23 protein-coding genes are annotated in these 21,563 nt (G+C 70.0%); 14 read left to right on the forward strand and 9 right to left on the reverse strand.

The genetic code is table 11. The features are described 5' to 3' along the window. Positions 1-101 precede the first annotated feature (101 nt). The 4 genes from ACESK8_RS03670 (at position 102) to ACESK8_RS03685 (ending at position 4,292) form a co-directional block, all read left to right on the forward strand. The gene (locus ACESK8_RS03670; RefSeq protein ID WP_372967314.1) at positions 102-2,147 is read left to right on the forward strand and encodes a TPM domain-containing protein; all 2,046 of its coding nucleotides are present in this window, start codon (positions 102-104) and stop codon (positions 2,145-2,147) included. Between the two features lie 53 nt (positions 2,148-2,200). After that, on the forward strand, positions 2,201-2,944 hold the full coding sequence (locus tag ACESK8_RS03675) for a PspA/IM30 family protein (protein ID WP_060926553.1): 744 nt from the start codon (positions 2,201-2,203) through the stop codon (positions 2,942-2,944). Positions 2,945-3,009: 65 nt separating this feature from the next. Next, entirely contained in the window at positions 3,010-3,813 is an 804-nt protein-coding gene (locus ACESK8_RS03680; protein ID WP_372967447.1) for an arginase family protein, read from the forward strand. Further along, positions 3,810-4,292 (forward strand): Fe-S oxidoreductase, encoded by a 483-nt coding sequence (locus tag ACESK8_RS03685; protein ID WP_372967315.1) that lies wholly within the window; start codon positions 3,810-3,812, stop codon positions 4,290-4,292. Before ACESK8_RS03680 ends, ACESK8_RS03685 begins: the two co-directional genes overlap by 4 nt. Here the strand turns inward: ACESK8_RS03685 and ACESK8_RS03690 are convergent. Genes ACESK8_RS03690 through ACESK8_RS03700 form a run of 3 tightly spaced genes read right to left on the reverse strand, consistent with a single transcriptional unit; the run spans position 4,250 to position 5,949 of the window. Then, positions 4,250-4,738 carry an SIP domain-containing protein gene (locus tag ACESK8_RS03690; protein ID WP_372967316.1) on the reverse strand — a complete coding sequence of 163 codons (489 nt, stop codon included), beginning with the start codon at positions 4,736-4,738 and terminating at the stop codon, positions 4,250-4,252. The two genes, ACESK8_RS03685 and ACESK8_RS03690, sit on opposite strands and share 43 nt — an antisense overlap. Before the next feature lie 15 nt (positions 4,739-4,753). Then, positions 4,754-5,476, reverse strand: a complete 723-nt coding sequence (locus ACESK8_RS03695; protein WP_372967317.1) for a tyrosine-protein phosphatase — start codon at positions 5,474-5,476, stop codon at positions 4,754-4,756. Further along, the gene (locus ACESK8_RS03700) at positions 5,473-5,949 is read right to left on the reverse strand and encodes a carboxymuconolactone decarboxylase family protein (protein WP_372967318.1); all 477 of its coding nucleotides are present in this window, start codon (positions 5,947-5,949) and stop codon (positions 5,473-5,475) included. The genes ACESK8_RS03695 and ACESK8_RS03700 overlap by 4 nt, the downstream gene beginning before the upstream one ends. Before the next feature lie 171 nt (positions 5,950-6,120). Between ACESK8_RS03700 and ACESK8_RS03705 the strand changes: the two genes are divergently transcribed. The 6 genes from ACESK8_RS03705 (at position 6,121) to ACESK8_RS03730 (ending at position 12,067) form a co-directional block, all read left to right on the forward strand. Continuing rightward, entirely contained in the window at positions 6,121-7,047 is a 927-nt protein-coding gene (locus ACESK8_RS03705; RefSeq protein WP_372967319.1) for an alpha/beta fold hydrolase, read from the forward strand. A gap of 93 nt (positions 7,048-7,140) precedes the next feature. Next, the gene (locus ACESK8_RS03710; protein WP_372967320.1) at positions 7,141-8,661 is read left to right on the forward strand and encodes an ABC transporter substrate-binding protein; all 1,521 of its coding nucleotides are present in this window, start codon (positions 7,141-7,143) and stop codon (positions 8,659-8,661) included. A gap of 13 nt (positions 8,662-8,674) precedes the next feature. Then, positions 8,675-9,622: an ABC transporter permease gene (locus ACESK8_RS03715; protein ID WP_372967321.1), complete on the forward strand. Its 948-nt coding sequence runs from the start codon at positions 8,675-8,677 to the stop codon at positions 9,620-9,622. Continuing rightward, positions 9,622-10,488 carry an ABC transporter permease gene (locus ACESK8_RS03720; RefSeq protein WP_372967322.1) on the forward strand — a complete coding sequence of 289 codons (867 nt, stop codon included), beginning with the start codon at positions 9,622-9,624 and terminating at the stop codon, positions 10,486-10,488. The genes ACESK8_RS03715 and ACESK8_RS03720 overlap by 1 nt, the downstream gene beginning before the upstream one ends. Beyond that, a complete protein-coding gene (locus tag ACESK8_RS03725) occupies positions 10,485-11,276 on the forward strand; it encodes an ATP-binding cassette domain-containing protein (protein WP_372967323.1) in 792 nt (263 codons plus the stop codon). Before ACESK8_RS03720 ends, ACESK8_RS03725 begins: the two co-directional genes overlap by 4 nt. Next, a complete protein-coding gene (locus ACESK8_RS03730; protein WP_372967324.1) occupies positions 11,273-12,067 on the forward strand; it encodes an ABC transporter ATP-binding protein in 795 nt (264 codons plus the stop codon). The genes ACESK8_RS03725 and ACESK8_RS03730 overlap by 4 nt, the downstream gene beginning before the upstream one ends. Before the next feature lie 6 nt (positions 12,068-12,073). Here ACESK8_RS03730 and ACESK8_RS03735 read toward each other — a convergent pair whose 3' ends face one another. From ACESK8_RS03735 to ACESK8_RS03750, 4 genes are all read right to left on the reverse strand, one after another. Further along, positions 12,074-12,691, reverse strand: coding sequence for an N-acetyltransferase family protein (locus tag ACESK8_RS03735; protein ID WP_372967325.1), 618 nt, complete (start codon positions 12,689-12,691; stop codon positions 12,074-12,076). 4 nt (positions 12,692-12,695) lie between these two features. Beyond that, entirely contained in the window at positions 12,696-13,406 is a 711-nt protein-coding gene (locus tag ACESK8_RS03740; RefSeq protein WP_372967326.1) for a uracil-DNA glycosylase, read from the reverse strand. A 2-nt stretch (positions 13,407-13,408) separates the two neighbouring features. After that, entirely contained in the window at positions 13,409-14,191 is a 783-nt protein-coding gene (locus tag ACESK8_RS03745; RefSeq protein WP_372967327.1) for an SDR family oxidoreductase, read from the reverse strand. Positions 14,192-14,253: 62 nt separating this feature from the next. Beyond that, positions 14,254-15,177 (reverse strand): DMT family transporter, encoded by a 924-nt coding sequence (locus ACESK8_RS03750; RefSeq protein ID WP_372967328.1) that lies wholly within the window; start codon positions 15,175-15,177, stop codon positions 14,254-14,256. 34 nt (positions 15,178-15,211) lie between these two features. On the opposite strand from ACESK8_RS03750, the gene ACESK8_RS03755 reads away from it, so the two are divergent. The 4 genes from ACESK8_RS03755 (at position 15,212) to ACESK8_RS03770 (ending at position 19,665) form a co-directional block, all read left to right on the forward strand. Then, on the forward strand, positions 15,212-15,802 hold the full coding sequence (locus ACESK8_RS03755; RefSeq protein WP_372967329.1) for a TetR/AcrR family transcriptional regulator: 591 nt from the start codon (positions 15,212-15,214) through the stop codon (positions 15,800-15,802). Positions 15,803-15,948: 146 nt separating this feature from the next. After that, a complete protein-coding gene (locus ACESK8_RS03760; RefSeq protein WP_372967330.1) occupies positions 15,949-17,271 on the forward strand; it encodes a bifunctional o-acetylhomoserine/o-acetylserine sulfhydrylase in 1,323 nt (440 codons plus the stop codon). Positions 17,272-17,584: 313 nt separating this feature from the next. Beyond that, positions 17,585-18,415, forward strand: coding sequence for an endonuclease/exonuclease/phosphatase family protein (locus tag ACESK8_RS03765; protein ID WP_372967331.1), 831 nt, complete (start codon positions 17,585-17,587; stop codon positions 18,413-18,415). A gap of 41 nt (positions 18,416-18,456) precedes the next feature. Next, positions 18,457-19,665 carry a homoserine O-acetyltransferase gene (locus ACESK8_RS03770; protein ID WP_372967332.1) on the forward strand — a complete coding sequence of 403 codons (1,209 nt, stop codon included), beginning with the start codon at positions 18,457-18,459 and terminating at the stop codon, positions 19,663-19,665. Here the strand turns inward: ACESK8_RS03770 and ACESK8_RS03775 are convergent. After that, positions 19,662-20,285, reverse strand: a complete 624-nt coding sequence (locus tag ACESK8_RS03775) for an NUDIX domain-containing protein (RefSeq protein WP_372967333.1) — start codon at positions 20,283-20,285, stop codon at positions 19,662-19,664. The two genes, ACESK8_RS03770 and ACESK8_RS03775, sit on opposite strands and share 4 nt — an antisense overlap. Before the next feature lie 37 nt (positions 20,286-20,322). After that, positions 20,323-21,555 carry an MFS transporter gene (locus ACESK8_RS03780; protein WP_372967334.1) on the reverse strand — a complete coding sequence of 411 codons (1,233 nt, stop codon included), beginning with the start codon at positions 21,553-21,555 and terminating at the stop codon, positions 20,323-20,325. Positions 21,556-21,563: the final 8 nt, after the last annotated feature.

The following is a 21,563-nucleotide window of genomic DNA, read 5'->3' on the forward strand; positions in this document are numbered from 1 at the left end:
CGCTGAGGGCGAACGCCTATCCCCGCCTGGAAGCTGTCGCGTGTCGGCCTCTGTGCATAGACTCGTGCCATGGGGCTCGGCTGCCGGTCGGAGGGATCACGATGAAGACACGGTGGCTGACGCTGACCGCACTCGCAGTGGCTGCGGCCACCGGACTCGTCTCGGTGTCGGCGGCCTCCGCGACGGACCCGGTGACGTTGGACTCCGGCTACGTGACCGATGACGCGGGTGTGCTCAGCGCGAGCGAAGAGGATGCCGTCGAGGCGCGGTTGCAGACCCTCAGCGACGATTCGTCCGCCGACCTGTTCGTGGTCCTCGTCGATGACTTCTCCTCCCCCTCCGACAGCGTCGCCTGGGCGGACACGGTCGCAGAGGCGAACAACCTCGGATCCGAGCAGTATTTGCTCGCCGTCGCGGTCGAGGGACGCAGCTACTACATCTCCGCGGCGCCGGACGGCCCGCTGAGCGACGGCAAGCTCGACGACGTCGAGGAGAAGATCCAGGGGCTGGCGGCCGACGACGACTGGGCAGGCATGATCACCCTCGCCGCCGACGAGATCCAGGGCGACGGCGGGGCCGGCGCTCTGCGCGCCACCCTCATCGCGGTGGGAGTCATCGCGCTGGGGCTCATCGTCTGGCTCGTCATCGCGCTCGTCCGGCGGGCTCGACGCAACGCCGAGATCCGCCGGCGCGGTGCGATGCCTGAGCAGCCCGACCCGAACGACCCGTTCTCCACCCTCACCGACGAGCAGGTCGAGACCCAGGCCGGGGCGGCGCTCGTGCAGGCGGACGATGCGATCACGTCCAGCCGTGAGGAGCTCGGCTTCGCGGTGGCGCAGTTCGGCGAACCGGCGACCGCCGAGTTCAGCGGAGCGATCGAGACGGCGAAGGCCAGGATGTCCGAGGCGTTCGACCTCAAGCAGAAGCTCGACGATGAGATCGAGGACACCGTCCACGACCGCCGCGCCTGGCACATCCGCATCATCCAGATCTGCGACGAGATCGACGAGGTCCTCGACCGGAACGCCGACGCGTTCGACGCGCTGCGCAAGCTCGAGCAGAACGCACCTCAGGAGCTCGAACGCGTCGCGCAGGAGCGACAGGCCCTCGACGGCGTGCTGGCCGGCGCCGAGCCCGCCCTCGCCGCCCTCTCCACGACCTTCGACGCCGCAGAGCTCTCCACCGTCGTCGACAACCCCGCGCAGGCACGGGAGCGCGCGGCCCTGGCCGACCGCTCCATCGAGGCGGCCAGGGCGGCGATCACCGCCGGTCGCACCGGCGAGGCGGCCTTCGCCATCCGCACGGCGGAGCAGTCGGTCGCGCAGGCCGGGCAGCTCGTGCAGGCGATCACCGCCCTCGGGTCGGAGCTCGTGGCCATCGAATCCCAGGCGCAGGCTCTGATCGCCGAGCTGCAGGCCGACGTCGCCGCGGCGCAGCAGCTGCCGGACGAGAGCGGCACGATCGCGCCTGTGGCGGCCGCGACCGCTCAGCAGCTGCAGCAGGCGCAGGCGTCTCTCACGGGATCGGCTCGCAGCCCGCGCCGGGTCCTCGACGCGCTCACGGCCGCGAACACGCAGATCGACGCCGCGATCGCCCAGGGCACTCAGGCGGTCGAACGCGCGCGTCGCGTGCAGCAGATGCTCGAGCAGACGCTCGCTCAGGCCGAGTCGGAGATCCGTGCGGCAAGGGAGTACATCGAGACACGACGCGGCACCGTCGGATCCACCGCGCGCACTCGCCTCTCCCAGGCCGAGAGCACCCTCACCCAGGCACTCGGGCTGCGCTCCTCCCAGCCGGAGGCGGCGCTCACCGAAGCAGGGCGGGCCCTCGAACTCGTCCGACAGGCCACCTCCTCGGCCCAGGCCGACGTCGCGGCGATGAACCCCAGCCGATACGAGAGCGACGGATGGGGCGGTGGCGGCGGCATCTTCGGCGGCGGCGGCAGCTCCGGCGGCGGCTCCGGTCTCGGCGGCGACATCCTCGGCGGCATCATCGGCGGACTGCTCTCCGGTGGCGGCGGTGGCGGACGCTCGTCTCGCAGCAGCAGCTGGCGTTCCAGCGGCGGCGGCGGGTTCCGCAGCTCCGGCTTCGGTGGCGGCGGCCGATCGAGCGGCCGCAGCGGACGCTCGGGAGGACGACGCTTCTGAACCGCACACACGACTCACAGACATCGATTCCGACCCTCTGAAAGGAACCACGCATGACCAAGCAGTCCATCTTCGGACGTATCTCCACCCTCGTCCGCGCGAACATCAACTCGCTCCTGGACTCTGCGGAAGACCCGCAGAAGATGATCGACCAGCTCGTCCGCGACTACACCAACAGCATCGCGGATGCCGAGTCGGCCATCGCCGAGACCATCGGCAACCTGCGTCTGCTCGAGCGCGACCACGAGGAAGACGTGCAGGCCGCGACCGAGTGGGGCAACAAGGCCCTCGCCGCCAGCCGCAAGGCCGATGAGATGCGCGCCACCGGCGACGCGGCGGATGCCGACAAGTTCGACAACCTCGCCAAGATCGCCCTCCAGCGTCAGATCAGCGCCGAGCGCGAGGCGACCGGCGCCGAGCCGCAGATCGCGGCGCAGACCGAGATCGTCGACAAGCTCAAGTCCGGCCTGAACGGCATGAAGGACAAGCTCGGCGAGCTGAAGAACAAGCGCAGCGAACTTCTCGCCCGCGCCAAGGTCGCCGAGGCGCAGACCAAGGTGCAGGACGCGGTCTCGTCGATCAACGTCCTGGACCCGACCAGCGAACTCGGTCGCTTCGAGGACAAGGTCCGTCGACAGGAGGCGCTCGCCCAGGGCAAGATCGAGCTGGCCGCGTCCAGCCTCGACGCCCAGTTCGAGAGCCTGGAGGACCTCGGCGAGCTCACCGAGGTCGAGGCACGCCTCGCCGAACTGAAGTCCGGCGGAGCAGCACCCCGTCAGGCCATCGAAGGCTCCTGACCCACAGTCGGATGCCCCGGACCGCCGTGTCCGGGGCATCCGCTCTTTTCCAGCTGGAGGCACCGATGGTGCGATTCCTCGTCGTCCCGCAGTGGCAGGGCTCCCCTGCCGCTCGGGCCATGCTCCTCGTCGACGGCGCCTCGGCGATCGCCGGCGACCTTCCGCGCAGCGCGACCACCGTGCTCGACGTCCCCGTCGAGGCGGGTGAGTCGCTGGGCACCGGCGTGCGCCGTCTCAGCGCCCTGCTGCGCACCCGCGAGCTGGTGGAGGCGAGCATGACCGCCGACACCGTGGTGGTCGGCGGCGACTGCAGTGTGACCGTGGCCGCCCTCGCCGCGCTCCCCGGAGGTACAGACGACCTCGCCGTCGTGTGGTGCGACGCTCATGGCGACATGCACGTGCCGGACACCTCGCCGTCCGGCGCCTTCTCCGGCATGGCGCTTCGTGCGGTCCTGGGCGACGGGGAGCCGCAGCTCGCCCTCGCCCCCGGAATCGCCCGCGACCGCGTCGTGACCGTGGGAATGCGCACACTCGAGGATGAAGAGATCAGCGCTCTCGACGGTCTCACGGCACTCTCCGTCGCCGACCTCGATGACGCCGACGCTCTTGCGGACGCGGTCGAGCGGACCGGCGCGTCCCGCGTCTGGGTGCACGTCGACGTCGACGTCCTTGATCCCGCGGAGATCACCGGCGTCTCCTCCCCCTCCCCCTTCGGCCTCTCGCCGGCGACGCTGAGCGCCGCCCTCCGCGCCCTCCGCACCCGTGTGCCGCTGGCCGGAGCCACGATCGCCGGCTTCGCGCCCCGCTCACCCGCCGACGCCGTCGACGACCTCGGAGCACTGCTGCGACTCGTCGGAGCAGTCGCGTGAACGCGCCAGACTGGCGTCCGGCCGCAGATCAGGCGCTCGCCCGCGGTCGACGTCTCGACCGTCGCATCCCCTCGTTCCTGCTCCGTTCGCCGATCAGCCGTGCCGGTTACTGGTGGGGCACCGCCGTCGGCTGGGTCTGGGGCTCACTGTGGAGCACGGGCCCGATCGAGCGACGGAGTGGGCTCTGGGTGTTCCGAGGAATGCCCGACTGGACCTTCAACCGCGGCGGAGTCTGCGTCGGCGGCTGCTTCCTGACGGGCGACCAGCGCCCGAGCGACGCCGTGCTCAGGCACGAAGCCGTGCACAAGGCGCAGTGGCTGCGTTACGGCATCCTGCTGCCGGTGCTGTACCTCTTCGCGGGTCGCGACCCGCTGCGCAACCGCTTCGAGATCGAGGCGGGACTCGAGGACGGCAACTACGTGCGACGCGGAGGCGCTCAGCGCTCGGCGGGAAGAAGTCCGAACCGCTCGGGCGCGTAGATCTGCGACGGCTGGATCTCGAGGGTGCCGGTGAGGTGCTCGACGATGTCGGCCGTGCCGAGGTAGCCGCCGAGCAGCGTCACGTGGGTCTCCAGCTCGTCATCGCACAGCATCTCGTCGGCCCAGGCGCACGTCGCGCGGGCGATGGCCTGTCCGGGCGCGCAGGCGCGACCCGTTCCGGGAGCACCCGAGCGCTGGGCTCGTGCGAGCCAGGTGACGGTCATCCGGCCCGGAGCCTCGATCACGCCGATGTCGGACGCGTCAGCGACCTCGATGAAGATGCGCCCGGAGGCGCACAGCGGGAGCGTCGCCAGGAAGGCTTCCAGTTCGGCGAGCGAGTGCTCGTCAGCGGTCACCAGATGGTGTGCGCGACGCCGCGCGGCACGGCGCTCAGCGCGCGTGCTGCGGGTCTCGAGGAACGTCTCCATGATGCATCCATCATACATCACATGAAGGGTTGCCTAACCTTGCTCGAGGATTGGTTCGACGAGAGCAACCCGGAGCGCGTCGAGCTCCTCGTCCGTCATCCCGTTCGCCCGCAGGTAGCCCGCGGCCGAACCCCACCGGCGGTCGACACCGTCGAGCAGCGCGCGCATCACGGGCGCGGGCGACTGCGTGGCGAGGGCGACGGCGTGCACCGCCTCGGGGTGCTGGGACCTCAGGTAGGCGGCGATCCGCCGCGATCTCTCGGCCGGCAGCAGCGACTCGGTGAGCGCGTAGTCCTCGATGATCGCCTCACGGTCGGTGCCGACCGCCGCGAGCGCGAGGGCGACGGTCACCCCGGTGCGGTCCTTGCCGACCGTGCAGTGCACCAGAGTCGGCTCGCCGGCGGCGATGATCCGGATGGCCGCGACCAGCCGCTCGCCACTCTCCTCGAGGAGATGCAGATAGAGGTCTTCGAGACTCGTGTCCGTCTCGAAGAACGACCGGACCGATCCCAGGAAGAGCGGGAGGTGGGTGGTCTCGGGGCCTTCGATCTCCGTCGGCTCGGCCGCGACCTCCTCGCCGTCGCGCAGGTCGACGATGTGGGCGACGCGTCGGCGCACCTCGTTCACACCCGCCGTGGTGGCGCCGGAGAGCTGACCCGACCGCAGCAGGATGCCGGAGCGGATACGTCCGCCTTCCGCCGGCAGACCGCCCACGTCGCGGAAGTTGTTGACGCCGTCGACGTCGAGGACGCTCATGCCTGCGCCTGGGGCACGCGCGGCGGTACCGGATAGCGACCGGCGATCACGACGCGGTTGAACGCGTTAATGGAGATGCACGCCCAGCTCAGGGCGGCGTACTCCTTCTCGGTGAGGATGCCGCCCACGCGGTCGTAGACCTCGTCGGAGATCCCCTCCTCGGAGATGAAGGTGAAGGCCTCGGCGAGTTCGAGCGCAGCTTCCTCCCGCTCGGTGAACACGTCGCTCTCCCGCCAGGTGGCGATCTGCATGAGCGTGTCCGTGTCGAGTCCGGCTTTGAGCGCCCTGTCCACGTGCAGTCGGGTGCAGTAGCTGCAGCCGTTGAGCTGGGAGCAGTGGATCATCACGATCTCCTTGAGGCGATCGTCGATGCCGTTCGCGGCGCAGATGTCGCCGACGGTCCGCGCGAATGCGTCGAGCGCCTGATAGGCCGCCGGCTCGGTCTTGGAGAGGTGCACGCGCTTCTCGCTCATGACTCCATGTTATTGCGTCGCAGAGGCATGGCGTCGAGTACGGCGCGCGGTCGTGGAATGCAGATAGCGCAGAAATCAAGAAGCAGGGTGCGCTGAAGGACAAGTGATGTGCGCAATGGGCTTGGCTTTATGCTCCCGAGTTGCCGCCCGCTCCGGAAACAAGAGCAGAATATGGATGTGGCGATCGACAAGAGCGAGTTCAGCTATCTTCCCGCACAGGCCGAGGCGATGGGAGCACCGGTCCCGTCCGCCGAGCGGGTGCTGCTGACCCTTCCCGACGGACGTCGGGTGAGCGGCCTGCGCTTCGGTGACGGCACACCACGGATCACCCTCCTCCACGGTGCGGGCCTCAATGCCCACACCTGGGACACGACCGTCATCGCTCTGCGGCAGCCGGTCCTGTCGATCGACCTCGCAGGTCACGGTGACTCCTCGTGGCGGAGCGACGCCGACTACAGCCCGCGCACGCTCGCGACCGACGTCGCAGCGGCGCTGGATGCCTGGACCACGGAGCCGCAGTTGATCGTCGGCCAGTCTCTCGGCGGACTGACGGGAGCTGCCCTCGCCGCAGCGCGCCCCGACCTCGTCGCCGAGCTCGTCGTCGTCGACATCACCCCCGGCATCGACACCTCGGCGGGCCCGGCCGCACTCCGCGAGTTCTACGCGGGACCGACCGACTTCGCCACCAGGGACGAGCTTGTGGATCGGGCGATCGCATTCGGGTTCGGCGGCGCGCGCGCCGACACCGAGCGAGGGGTGTTCCTCAACACGCGCCGCCGCGAGGACGGCCGGATCGAGTGGAAGCACCACTTCGCACACCTCGCCGCCCAGACTCTGGCCGCCCACCACCCCGGCGACGACGCCGCTCCCTCAGCGCTGCACGCCACCGGATGGGAGGACCTCGCACAGGTCGCAGCCCCGGTGACCCTCGTGCGGGCGACCGCCGGGTTCGTCACCGCAGCGGACGCGGACGAGTTCGCCCGACGCCTTCCCGAGGCGCGGGTCGTGGCGATGCAGGCCACGCACAACGTCCAGGAGACCGCACCCGCAGAACTCGCCGCCCTGATCGGATCCCGAATCGCCAGCCACGGATTGTGACGTTCCGTTCCACACTCCGCCCGACCCACCCGAGACATCCCTAGGCTCGACCCACCGGCACACAGCAACTGCCGCACCGAGAGGAATCACCCCATGTTCCGACGTACGCGACGACTCGCGCTGATCTCCGCGATCGCGGCGAGCGCCATCGTCCTCAGCGCCTGCTCCGGCGGCTCCGCACCCGTGGCCACAGAGCCGGTGGGCGAGCCCGACCCCGATGCGACGCTCCAGGTCGGACTGGTCCTCGAACCCACCAACCTCGACATCCGCCACACGAGCGGCGCGGCCCTCGAGCAGATCCTGATCGACAACATCTACGAGGGGCTCGTCAGCCGCTCTCAGGAGAACGAGATCGAACCGCGCCTGGCCTCGGACTACGAGGTGTCGGAGGACGGGCTCACCTACTCCTTCACCCTCAACGACGGGGTCACGTTCCACAGCGGCACGGCGCTCACCTCCGCCGACGTCGTCGCGTCCTACGAAGCGGTCCGCACCGATGCCACCCTGCAGGGCAACGCCGAGTTCGCCTCGATCGCCTCCATCAGCGCGCCGGATGCGACGACCGTGCAGATCGTGCTCACCGAGCCGAACCAGAACTTCCTCTTCGCGCTGACAGGCCCGGCCGGACTCGTCTTCCAGAAGGGCGACAAGACGGACCTCAAGACCGCCGAGAACGGCACGGGGCCCTTCACCCTGACACGCTGGAACAAGGGCAGCTCCATCACGTTCGCCCGCAACGAGGCGTACTGGGGCGAGCCGGCCGGCGTGGCAGAGGTCGAGTTCCAGTACATCCCCGACTTCACCGCCGGCGTGAACACCGCGCTCGACGGCGGCGTGCAGGTGCTGACCGCCGTCGACCCGAACCTCGCGCCTCAGCTCGAGGACTCCGGCGACTTCACCCTCACCACCGGCCGCACCACCGACAAGGCGACGCTCGCGTTCAACAACGCCAAGGCACCCCTCGACGACGTCAAGGTCCGCGAGGCCCTGCGTCTGGCGATCGATCACGAGGGCCTGGTCGAGGCGGTCGGCGCCGGCGCCACCCTCTACGGCCCGATCCCGGAGCTCGACCCCGGCTACGAGGACCTCTCCGATGTGATCTCCTACGACCCCGAGAAGGCGAAGGAGCTCCTCGCCGAGGCCGGCCAGGAGGATCTCGAGCTCACCCTCACGATCCCGAGCTTCTACGGCACGACCGTGCCGAAGGTGCTCATCTCCGACTTCCAGAAGGTCGGCGTCACCCTCAAGGTGGACTCGGTCGAGTTCCCGACATGGCTCGAGGACGTCTACACCAACCACGACTACGACCTGAGCTTCGTGCTGCACGTCGAGCCGCGCGACTTCGGCAACTTCGCGAACCCGGACTACTACTTCGGTTACGACAACGCCGAGGTGCAGGACCTCTACACCGAGGCCCTCGCCGAGGTCGACCCCGACAAGTCCGCGGATCTCCTCGCCGAGGCCGCGCGGATCGTCTCGGAGGACCACGCCGCGGACTGGCTGTACAACGGTGCGACCATCACGGCGGTGAGCCCCCTCGTCGCGGGATTCCCCGAGGACTCGATCAACTCGCGCATCAACCTGGCCGGCGTCACCGTCGCCACCGAGAAGTGATGACGCGCACGTCGTGATCCGCTATGCGCTCGTCCGAGGAGCCCTGCTCATCGCAGGGCTCCTCGTGTCGAGCGTCGTGATCTTCCTGACGCTGCGCGTCTTCCCCGGCGACGTCGCCCAGCTGATCGCCGGGACGCAGGCCTCCCCCTCCGAGGTCGCGGCGCTGCGTGAGTCCCTCGGACTCGACCGTCCCCTGCCCGCGCAGTACGCGGAGTGGATCGGCGGCATCTTCCGCGGGGATCTCGGCACCTCGCTCCTCTCCGGCGCATCCGTCGGCGAGGAACTGCTGCTCAAAGCCCAGGTGACCGTGCCCCTGGGCATCATGGCTCTGCTGATCGCCGTGCTCATCGCCGTGCCCTTCGGCATCCTCGCAGCCCTCCGGCGCGGCGGACGCGTCGGCACGGCACTCAGTGTCGGCGCTCAGGCCCTCGCGGCGGTGCCGGTCGTCTGGGCGGGGATGATGCTCATCGTCGTGTTCTCGGTGTGGCTCGGCTGGCTCCCCCCGCAGGGCTTCCCGCGCACCGGGTGGAGCACGCCGGGCAAGGCCATCGAATCGCTCCTCCTCCCCGCTCTCACGATCGGCATCGTCGAGGGGGCCATGCTGATGCGCTTCGTGCGCAGCGCGACCCTGCAGGCGGCAGGACAGGACTTCGTGCGAACGGCCGCGGCGAAGGGACTCACCCGCACCCGCGCGCTGATCTCGCACGGCATCCCCGCCGTCGGACTGTCCATCATCACGGTCCTGGGGCTGCAGATCGCGGGGATCATCGTCGGCTCCGTCGTGATCGAGCAGCTGTTCACGCTCCCCGGGATCGGACGGATGCTGGTCGCCGACGTCGGCACGCGCGACCTGATCAAGGTGCAGAGCGAGCTGCTGGTGCTCACCGGTTTCGTGCTCGTGGTGGGCTTCGTGGTCGATCTCATCCACCGTGCCGTCGACCCGCGGCAGAGGGAGGCCTGATGCCCGGCTGGCTGTCGAGACTCTGGCGCACCGCCACCGGGCGGTTCGGGCTGATCGTCGTCGCGATCATCGCGGTGACCGCGCTCGTCTCACTGGTGTGGACGCCGTTCGACCCGCAGGAGTCCGACGTCCGCAACCGCTGGGCGATCCCGAGCTGGCCCCATCTGCTCGGCACCGACGACACCGGCCGCGACATCCTGAGCCTGCTCATGGCCGGTGCCAGGACGACCGTCCTCGTCAGCGTGGGAGCCGGCATCGTGGCGACGCTCGTCGGGATCGCGCTCGCAGCTCTCGGCGCGCTCACCGCACGCTGGCTGCGGGAGACGGTGGCCGTGCTGGTCGACATCCTGATCGCGTTCCCCGTGCTCCTGATCGCCATGATGATCTCCTCGGTCTGGGGCGGTTCGCTCTGGGTCGTGATCTGGTCGGTGGGAATCGGGTTCGGCGTGAACATCGCCAGAGTCACCCGGCCGGAACTGCGACGGGTGCAGCAGAGCGACTTCGTGCTCGCGGCCAGGGCCTCCGGGCTCACCGCAGGGCAGAGTCTGCGCCATCATCTCCTCCCCAACGTCGCCCCGGTGTTCATCGTCCAGCTCTCGTGGTCGATGGCGGTCGCCGTGCTCGCCGAGGCAGGGCTCTCGTACCTCGGCTTCGGAGCATCGGTCGTCGAGCCGAGCTGGGGGCTGCTGCTCGCCGACCTGCAGCGCTACATCGGCGTGCATCCGCTCTCGGTGATCTGGCCCGGTCTCGCCATCACGATCACCGTGCTGGCGCTCAACCTCCTCGGCGACGGCCTACGCGAAGCCACCGATCCGACGCTGCGCCACCGCGCGGCCGAGGTCCACACCCCGGCGGTGATCGCATGAGCCTCGAGGTGAACGACCTCGTCGTCCGGATCGACGGACGCCCTGTCGTGGACGGCATCTCCTTCGAGGTGCCGGACGGCACCCGACTGGGGCTGATCGGCGAGTCCGGCTCCGGCAAGTCGCTGACGGCGCTCGCCGTGCTCGGCCTCCTTCCTGAGGGGGCGATCGCGAGCGGCAGCATCCGCTGGAACGGCACGGAGCTGATCGGGATGCCGGATCGTGAGCTCGCTCGACTCCGGGGGGACGAGATCGGCATCGTCTTCCAGGAGCCGCGCACGGCGCTCAACCCCATCCGCACCGTGGGCAGGCAGATCGCGGAGTCGATCCGGATCCACGAGGGGATCGGCCGCCGGGACGCACGGGCGCGCGCCGTCCAGGAGGCCGCGCGCGTGCGGCTGCCCGACCCGGAGTCGATCGTCGACCGATATCCGCACCAGCTCTCCGGCGGGCAGCGGCAGCGTGTGGCGATCGCGATGGCGCTGGCCTGCCGACCCCGTCTGCTCATCGCGGATGAGCCGACGACCGCGCTGGACGTCACGATCCAGGCCGAGATCCTGTCGCTTCTGCTGAGCCTCGTCGAGGAGCAGGGCATGTCGCTCGTGTTCATCACGCACGATCTGGCCGTGCTCGCGCAGGTCGCGACGCAGGGGGTGGTCCTCGAGGACGGGCACGTGGTCGAAGCCGCACCGGTGTCCACCCTGCTGAGCGCGCCGACGTCGCCGATCACCCAGGGCCTGCTCCGGGATGCCACCGCGACTCTGTGGCGGCCGGACGGAGGACACCGATGAACCTGATCGAGGCACGGTCGCTCCGGCGTGACTTCGTCGTCCCGCAGCGCTCCTCCGCCGCTCGTGCCCGCACGCAGACCGCCCTGGCCGAGACCGATCTCGACATCGCCGAAGGGTCGTCCCTCGGCATCATCGGCGAGTCCGGCTCAGGGAAGTCCACTCTCATCCGGCTCGTGCTGGGTCTTGACCGACCGACCTCCGGCACGGTCACCGTCGATGGCAGGACGGTGGATGCGTCCGCATCCGCTCGCTCGCTGCATTGGCTGCGACGTCAGACCGGGCTGGTGTTCCAGGATCCTTATGCCTCGCTGGATCCCCGGATGACGGCGGAGCAGATCATCCGCGAACCCCTGTGGGCGCTGGACATCCCCGGCGATCACCGCGCCAGGGTCCGCGAGGTGCTGGCGCAGGTCGGCCTCGAGCCCGACATGGCCGGCCGGTACCCGCACGAGTTCTCCGGTGGTCAGCGCCAGCGCATCGCTTTGGCGAGGGCGATCGCGCACCGTCCGCGAATCCTCGTGGGAGACGAGCCGCTGTCGGCACTGGACGTGACGGTGCGTGCGCAGATCCTCGAGCTGCTCATCGAACTGCGACGCACCACCGACCTCACGCTCGTGCTCGTCTCGCACGACATCGGAGTGGTGCAGAACCTCTGCGACACGGTCGTCGTGATGAAGGACGGCACCATCGTCGAACGCGGATCGACGCGTGATGTGCTGCTGCACCCGACGCAGGACTACACGAAGGCGCTGCTCGCCGCGATCCCTGTCATCCCCGCTCCCCCGGCCTGAGCCCGGTCAGCGACCTGAGCCCGCGCCGAAGAATCTGCGTCGACGTGTCGGACGCAGCGCGCGCCGCATGTAGACGGTGCCGAGGTCCCGGCCGAACTTGTGCCCGACCCGACCCATGCGGCCCGCCTCCACGAAACCGAGCTTGGCGTGCAGGCGGATCGACGCGTCCGCTTTGGTGTCGCTGATCACGGCGACCATCTCACGGATGCCGAGCTGCTCGCACGCGTCGATGAGCGCCTGGAGCAGAGCCGCACCCAGGCCTTTGCCGCCCGCACCGGGGCCGAGGTAGATCGAGTCCTCGACCGTGTACCGGTAGGCGTTCTTGCCCGCCCAGGGCTGGGCCAGTGCGTAGCCGATCACCACTCCGGTCGGCGACACCGCGACGAGGAAGGGCAGTCCGAGCCTGTTCAGCAGCGCGAACTTGTCCCGCCAGTACGGGATACTGCTGCGACGCTCGTCGAGCGTCACGACCGAGTTGCTGACGAAGTGGTTGTAGATCTCGCGCACATAGGGCAGATCACCTGCCCTGGCCGGGCGGATCGAGTACGAGAACACGTCGGGCTGCTGCTGCGGGCGCAGATGGCGCGGCAGCACACGGCGGCGATCACCGGGCTCGAACTGCATGCGCTCAGCTTAGAGGCGAGCTGTCGCGGATGCGCCAGTCGATCGGATCGACACCGAGACCTTCCAGCAGGGCATTGGCCCGGGAGAAGGGCCGCGAACCGAAGAACCCCCGGCTGGCGGACAGCGGAGACGGATGCGCGGAGGCGATCACCGGCGTGCTCCCGAGGAGCGGCTGCAGGTTGCCGGCATCCTTGCCCCACAGGATGGCGACGAGCGGCCGATCCCGCGCCACGAGAGCGCGGATGGCGAGTTCGGTCACCTGCTCCCATCCCCAACGGCGGTGGGAGCCTGCCTCGCCGGGGCGCACCGTGAGCACCCGATTCAGCAGCAGGACGCCCTGATCGCTCCAGGAGGTCAGATCGCCGTGAGGTGCCGGCGGGATGCCCAGGTCGCTCTCCAGCTCGCGGTAGATGTTGCCGAGGCTGCGCGGCAGGGGACGCACGTCCCGGTCGACGGCGAACGAGAGTCCGATGGGATGCCCGGGCGTCGGATACGGATCCTGACCGGTGATGAGGACCTTGACGTCGGACATCGGGCGCGCGAAGGCGCGCAGCACGTGATCGCCGGCCGGGAGGTAACCGCGACCGGCCGCCTGCTCCTCGCGCAGTCGATCGCCCAGCGCGCTGATCGTCTGCTGCGCCGGCGCCAGCGCCTCGGCCCACTCCTGATCGATCAGACCGTCGACGGCGAGCTCGGCGAGAGTCCGCGGCCCCATGCTCAGTCGATCGGACGCACGCGCAGCGGACCCCGCGCGAGCAGGTGGTTCGCGGACTGGGCGACCGGGCGCATCGTGATGAGGTCGAGGTTGACGTGCGCGGGGGCGTCCAGCGCATAGGCGATGACGTCCGCGACGTCCTCGGCGCGCAGCGGCGCCTCGACGCCCGAGTAGACGGCCTCGGCGGCGACCGCGTCACCGCCCAGACGGTTCAGGGTGAACTCCTCGGTGTGCACCATCCCCGGGGCGATCTCGGCCACGCGGATGGGCTCGCCGTTCAGCTCCAGGCGCAGCGCGTGCACCAGCATCGCCTGCGCGGCCTTCGCGGCGTTGTACCCGCCACCACCCGGGTAGGCCACCTGCGCGGCGGTCGAGGTCACGAACACCGTGTCCGCATGCCCGTCCGCAGCAGCCGCGCGCCTCAACAGCGGCAGGAGTCCCGCGACGAGTCGCTGGCTGGCGAGCACGTTGGCGTCGTACATCCACTGCCAGTCCTCGGTCGATGCGTTCTCGATCCGGTCCGTGCCGCGCGCGCCGCCGGCGACCTGCACGAGCGCGTGCACAGGCCCCGAGGCCTCGAGCTCCGTGATGAGCGCCGCGACCGCCTCCGGGTCCGTGAGGTCGCACGCGACCGCCGAGGCTCCGGTCTCGGCGGCGAGCGCCGCCAACCGGGACTCGCGCCGAGCGACTCCGACGACGCCCCACCCGCGAGAGCGGAGGGCACGCACCGTCGCCTCCCCGATTCCCGAGCTGGCTCCGGTCACCACTGCACGCCTGTTCACCATGCCTCCACCGTACGATGTTCCGCACCGAAACGCCGCTCCCCCGCCCGGGTCGTCGCCCCCGGTCATCCGGTCGACTGCGCTGCCCGCACGCTCCCCCTCGGCTCTCCTGCGAGCACGAGTCCGACCCCGATCCCGCACAGGACGAACCCGGCGACCGTGACCGCGGTCATCGGCTCGCCGAGCAGCAGAGCGCCGGCCAGGGACGTCGCGGGCGCCATGAGGAAGAGGAGCGCCTGCAGCGCGGTGATGCCGACTCGGCGCAGCAGCCACCAGTACAGCCCGTAGGCGATCACCGTGGGGAAGACCGCGGTCAACGTCACCGCGAGCCAGAACGAGCCGGATGCCGGCGGCACCAGCGTCCCGGTCGCTGCGGCCATTGCGAGCAGCAGCACCGCCGTGACGGTCACGTGGATGGTGAGAGTCACGAGCACACCGGTCTTCACCGGCGACCTCCGCTGCACGAACGTGCCGAGGATCAGACACGCCATCGCGATGACGGGCAGTGCGTACGCCTGCACCGGGGCATCCGACGAGCCGAACTGCGAACGCACGACGAGCAGGACCCCGACGGCGCCGACGCCCAGGCCCGCCCACTGCGCGCCGCGCACCCGCAGCCCGAGGATGGGGCCGACCAGCACCGCCACCACGAGCGGCTGGACGGCATCGATCAGGGCGACGGTGCCGGTCGCGATGCCGGCGGCCACCGCGCCGTACACCGCCACGCAGTAGCCGAACTGCGCGAACACGCCGATCGCCGCCTGCACCCGCAGCTCGTGGGCCGTGACGCCCCTCACGGCTCCCGACACGAGCGTGACCGCGACCAGCAGCGCGGCGAGCGGCACGAATCTCCATACCAGCAGGGTGAGCGGAGAGACGTCGACCGTCGCGAACGCCGGGATGATGAACCCCGAGCTCCACGAGACGATGAACGCCGCTGCGGCAGCCACCGTCACGGCGACCCGAAGTAGACCGATCTGTTTACTCATGACCACGACTATACAGACTGGTATAGTCGAGGTCATGCCCCAGCCCGTTCCGGAACTCGCGCCCCTCACCCCCGGTGGGCGGCGGGTCCTCGACGCCGCATCGCGGCTGTTCTACGAGCGCGGCATCCACGCCGTGGGCGTCGACACGATCGCCGAGGCCGCCGGCGTCACCAAGAAGACGCTGTACGACCGGTTCGGCTCGAAGGAGGCGCTCGTCGTCGCGTATCTGCAGCATCGCGATGCCCGATGGCGCGAGCGCGTGGCCCAGCAGCTCGCACTCGTCCCCGAGCCGGGGATCGAACGCGTGCTCGCGATCTTCGACGCCGCGATCAGCTGGTCGGACGCGAACAGCCCCAAGGGATGCAGCGCGATCAACGCGCGCGCCGAGATCGCCGACGGCACGGACGACCATCCCGTGTTCCCCGAGGTCTCCCGTCAGAAGCTCTGGCTGCTCGGCGTGTTCGAGGAGCTCTGCACCGAGGCGGGGCTGCCGGATCCTCACGCCTCCGCGCAGGCGATGATGCTGCTCTACGAGGGCGCGATCGTCACGGTCGGGATGACCACGTTCGCAGAGCCCTTCGTCGTCGCGCGCCGCTGGGCCGCCGCGCTGCTCGCCCAGGCGTGAGTCGTCGGGGGCGCATCCGCCCCCTCGCGCGACTGCGGTCTGTTACGTCACATTTCCCACCCGCTGTTGACAGCAAGCGATATTCCGTACTGTCGCATGCAACGACATCAGTCGCACCGACCTTCCAACCGTTGCAGGGGGAACACATGTCCGCACCCGAGACCTGGCGCTTCGAGACCAAGCAGATCCACTCCGGCGCCGCTCCCGACCCCGTGACCAAGGCCCGCGCGACGCCGATCTACCAGACCACGTCGTACGTGTTCGACAGCGCGGACCACGCGGCGAACCTGTTCGCCCTCGCGGAGTTCGGCAACATCTACACCCGCATCCAGAATCCGACCCAGGATGTCCTGGAGCAGCGCCTCGCGGCACTGGAGGGGGGCACCGGCGCTCTCGTCCTCGCCAGTGGCCAGGCGGCGTCGACGTTCGCGGTCCTCAACATCGCCCAGGCCGGCGACCACATCGTCTCGTCGAGCTCGATCTACGGCGGCACGTACAACCTGTTCAAGTACACGCTCGCGAAGCTCGGCATCGAGGTCACGTTCGTCGAGAACCAGGACGACCCCGAGGAATGGCGCCGCGCGCTGCGTCCGAACACGAAGCTCTTCTTCGCGGAGACGATCGGCAACCCGCAGATCAACATCCTCGACATCCGCACCGTCGCAGACGTGGCCCACCAGGGCGGTGTCCCCCTGATCGTCGACAACACGATCGCGACCCCGTACCTGATCCGGCCCTTCGAGCACGGCGCCGACATCGTCGTGCACTCCGTCACCAAGTTCCTCGGCGGCCACGGCACGACCATCGGCGGCGCGATCATCGACGGCGGCAGCTTCGAGTGGTCGAAGAACGTCGAGCGCTTCCCCGGGCTGACCGAGCCCGACCCCTCCTACCACGGCGCCAGCTACACCGCCGCCGTCGGAGACCCGCTCGCCTACATCATCAAGGCGCGCGTGCAGCTGCTCCGCGACCTCGGCTCGGCCATCGCGCCGCAGAGCGCCTGGAACCTCATCCAGGGCATCGAGACCCTGTCGCTGCGCATCGAGCGCCACGTGCAGAACGCCCAGGAGATCGCCGAGTGGCTCGACGGTCGCGACGACGTCGCGTCGGTGAACTACTCGGGTCTGCCCTCCTCGCCCTGGTACGCGAAGGCGAACGAGTACGCCCCCAAGGGCGTCGGCGCGGTGCTGTCGTTCGAGCTCAAGGGCGGCGTCGAGGCCGGTCGTGAGTTCGTCAACAGCCTGTCTCTGTTCAGCCACCTCGCCAACATCGGCGACGTGCGCTCGCTCGTCATCCACCCCGCGTCCACCACGCACGCGCAGCTCACGCCTGAGCAGCAGCTCACCGCGGGCGTCACTCCCGGTCTCGTCCGCCTGTCGGTCGGCATCGAGAACGTCGACGACCTCAAGGCCGATCTCGACGAGGCACTCGCCGCAGCCCGCCGCGTCTCGGAGGCCGCTCGCGCCTGATCGAGCGCACGACGACCTTTCGGATGCCCCGGGCTTCGGCTCGGGGCATCCGTGTCCCGTTCTCCGGCATGCGGCTCCGACATGCGGCTCCGACATGCGGCTCCGACGTTCGGCTCCGACGTTCGGCTTCGGCGTTCGGCGGGCACACAGGGTCGGCCGTCGAGAATGAGAGCCCTGCACCGAGGAGCTCCCGATCGCCGTCACGACGAACCACCCGACCCGCCGACGCTCCTACGCGCGTGCAGGGCGCGTCCTCGCCTCCGCCGGGGTCGTCCTGATCCTCGCGATCTCGTGCGCCTGGATCCCGGGCCCGGTGGGTACGGCCGCCGCCGCGGTCCTGCCCTGGCTCGGCCTCGCGCTGCTCGCCCTCGTCGTCGTCGCACTCGTCGTGGCGCGGCGGGTCCTGGTGGTGCTGCTCGTGCCGACGCTGCTCTGGGTGCTCGCGATCGCCCCCTCCGCTCCCGGCTTCGCCTCGGCCGCGGCAACGGACGCGCCGTCGATCACGGTCGTGAGCCAGAACGTGCGTGCGCACTCCGGCGGCGCCGCGGATTCAGCTGCGGAGCTCGCCGCCTCCGGGGCCGACATCATCGCTCTGACCGAACTCGACGGCGACAGCCTGACCGCCGCGAGCGAGACGCTGTCCGCCGAGTACCCGCACTCGTACGCGGTCGGCACGGTCGCGCTGTGGAGCCGCTTCCCCCTCTCGGACGCGCAGCCGCTGACGCTCGGGCTGGACTGGAAGCGCGCTCTGCGAGTCGTCGTCGACGCACCGGACGCCGAGGTCGCCGTTTACGTCATGCATGCGGCATCGGTGCGCCCGGGGCAGCAGCACGATCGCGACCTCATGCTCTCCGGCATCGCCGACGCCGTCTCGACGGATGCGGCCCCGTCGGTCGTGGTGGTCGGCGACTTCAACGCCGCATCCGCCGATCCCGCGCTCGGCCCGATCCGCGCCCAGCTCGACTGGGTGAGGCCGACCGACGGCACGCTGGGCTTCACCTGGCCCGCAGCACTCCCCCTCGCCCGGATCGACCAGGTCTTCGTGCGCGGCGCGGACGTACTCGGGTCGACGACCACCCGAGTCGGCGAGAGCGACCACCTCGCCACCGTGACGACCCTCACGATCCGACCCGGGAAACCGTAACGTTCGAGCGCGGCCCGCTCCACCACGCGAGAATGGGGAGCATGGACTGGCAGACGACCTCTGAAGACACTGTGCCCTCGGCGCCGGTGACGGAGGCCGATGTCCGGCTGCTCCGCGCCAGGCCTCCGGCGACAGGAGCCTGGCGCGACGGCGACCCCGTGGGCGGCCGGCGGTTCGCCGCCTTCGGTCCGTTCGCGACGGAGAGCGGAGCAGAGCTCCCCGGCTTCCGACTCGCGTACGAGACGTGGGGAGAGCTGAATCCCGCCCGCGACAACGCGATCCTGGTGCTGCACGCACTGACCGGGGACAGCCATCTGCGCGGCGAGGCGGGAGCCGGCCATCCGACCGCCGGCTGGTGGGAGGACGTCACCGGGCCAGGGGCGCCGCTCGACACCGACCGCTGGTTCGTCATCGCCCCCAACATGCTGGGCGGATGCCAGGGGTCGACGGGACCCGCGAGCATCGCCCCCTCCGGGTACGAGTGGGCCTCCCGGTTCCCGTACCTGACGATCCGCGATCAGGTCGCAGCCCAGGTGCGTCTCGCGGACGCACTCGGGATCGAGTCATGGGCCGCCGTGGTCGGCGGCTCGATGGGCGGCATGCACGCCCTCGAATGGGCGGTGTCGCACCCCGAGCGCGTACAGCGGCTGGCCGTGCTGTCCTCACCGCCGGTCACGACCGCCGACCAGATCGCGCTGAACTCCGTGCAGCTCGAGACGATCCGGATGGATCCGCGCTTCCAGGGCGGCGAGTACTACGACCTCGCGGACGGAGACGGCCCGCACCGCGGACTCGCCCTCGCCCGTCGCATGGCGCTGCTGAACTATCGGAGCCCGATCGAGCTCAACCAGCGGTTCCAGCGGTCCTGGCAGTCCGGGGTGTCTCCCCTCGGCCACGGCGGCCGCTTCGCCGTGGAGTCGTACCTCGACTTCCACGGCAACAAGTTCACCCGCCGCTTCGACGCGAACAGCTACATCACTCTCGTCGAGGCCATGAACTCGCACGACGTCGGCCGCGACAGAGGCGGCGTCGAAGAGGCGCTGCGCGCCGTCACGGCGACCACCCTGGTCCTGGGCATCGACAGCGACCGTCTGTTCCCCGTCGACGGGCAGCACCGGATCGCGCGCAGCATCCCGAACACCCTCGACGGCACGGATGCGGTCGTCCTCGCCAGCGACTTCGGGCACGACGGCTTCCTCATCGAGACCGGCTCTGTGGGCGCGCACCTGCGCCGCCTGCTCGCGAGCTAGTCGTCCTCGAGTCGCCACGGGAGTGATCCGGTCCGCAGCCGCAGACCGTCCCAGGCGAAGTCGGTGCCCTCGGCCGAGGCGATCACCCGGGTGGCGAAGTGCCGAGCCACTCCGGCTGCGGCGAGCGCCGCGTCTGCGGTCTCGTAGGCTGCGAGATGGTGCAGCGTGACCCACGTCGGCGGATAGAGCATCCACTCCCCCGTCGCGTGCTTCACGAGGGCTTCTGCCGGGCTGACCCAGACGGCCTCCGCGACCTCATCCGGCGAGGGGCGCAGTGCGGTGTCCGCCGCGCGCGCCAGGAAGAACCACGTCCGGATCCGCACCGGCGCCTCCGTCGGCGGTTCCCAGCGCGAGAGCACCACCGGATCCTCGATGACCAGGCCCACCTCCTCGGCGGTCTCCCTGACGGCGGCGCGGCGCGCGTCCTGCCACTCGTCCGCCTGCTCGCGGCGGTCCTCCGGTTCGACCTTCCCGCCGGGGAAGACCCACGCGCCGGCGAACGAGCCTCGATCGGGACGCCGCATCAGCAGCACCTCGAACCCGCGCGTCATCGGATGCAGGACGACGGCAGTCCCGGCGACGGGCAGATCGTCGACGTCGGTGGGATCCTCGCTGGTCACAGCCTCACTCTACGGCGGCTCAGACGGCTCAGGCGGCTCAGACGGCTTCGACGGCGCGGGCGCCGACCGGCATCCGTGCTTGCGAACGATACGAGAGCAGCGCGATCCCCAGCCCGGCGACAGCGAGTGCCGCGCCCGTCCAGGACGGCGCCGTGAAGCCCCAGCCTGCGGCGATCACCACACCGCCGAGGAACGCTCCGAGGCTGTTGCCGATGTTGAGGGCGGAGTGGTTCATGGCGGCGGCGATCGACTGGTTGTCGCCGGCGACGTCCATCAGCCGGGTCTGGATCGTGGGGCTCAGCACCGAGGACACGAACCCGACGACGAGCACCAGGAGCGCCAGGGTGACGATCCAGGCGGCCAGCACGGCGAGAAGCGCGAACACGACGGCCATCGCCGCCAGCCCGAACAGGAGCGTCCGGCGCAGATCGATGTCGGCGAGGTGGCCGCCGACGAGGTTGCCCGCCGTCATCCCCACGCCCATCAGCACCAGGACGATCGGCACGGCCCACTCCGGCGAGCCCGAGACCTCGGTCACCAGCGGGGCGATGTAGCTGTAGACGGCGAAGAACCCACCGAACCCGATCGCGCCGATGCCGAGAGTGAACCAGACCTGAGGGATGCGGAACACACCGAGCTCTTCGCGCATCGTCCGACCCGGGGAGCCGGGGTGCTCGGGCACGAAGAAGATGATGCACAGCGTGGCCAGGGCGAACACGAGGGCGACGACGGCGAAGGCCGCCCGCCATCCCCACAGCTGCCCGAGGAACGTCCCGACCGGCACCCCCACCACGTTGGCCACCGTGAGTCCGGTGAGGATGAAGGCGACGCCCTTGGCGCGGTTGCCCGGGCCCATCACGTCGGCGGCGACGAGGGCCCCGATGCCGAAGTACGCGCCGTGCGGCAGTCCGGCGAGGAAACGAGACGCTCCGACCAGCTCGAAGGTCGGGAGGAACACGGTCAGGGCGTTGAACAGCGTGAGTGCCAGCGCGAGGCCGATCATGACGCGGTGCCTCGGAAAGCGCGCGACGAATCCGGCGATCGTCGGAGCGCCCACCACCACGCCGAGCGCGTACAGCGAGATCAGCCAGCCGGCCTGGCTCAGTGCGTCTTCGGGGCTGCTCGCCCACAGGGTCGGCAGCAGCTCGTCGGCGATCTCGGGCAGCAGGCCCATCACGACGAACTCGGTCATGCCGATGCCGAAGCTGCCGATGGCGAGGGAGAGGAGCGCCCACTTCGCCGCACCCCTCGATTCAGTCGAGGGATTCACCTGACCAT

The sequence above is a fragment of the Microbacterium sp. genome (assembly GCF_041641055.1).
Taxonomy (GTDB): Bacteria; Actinomycetota; Actinomycetes; order Actinomycetales; family Microbacteriaceae; genus Microbacterium.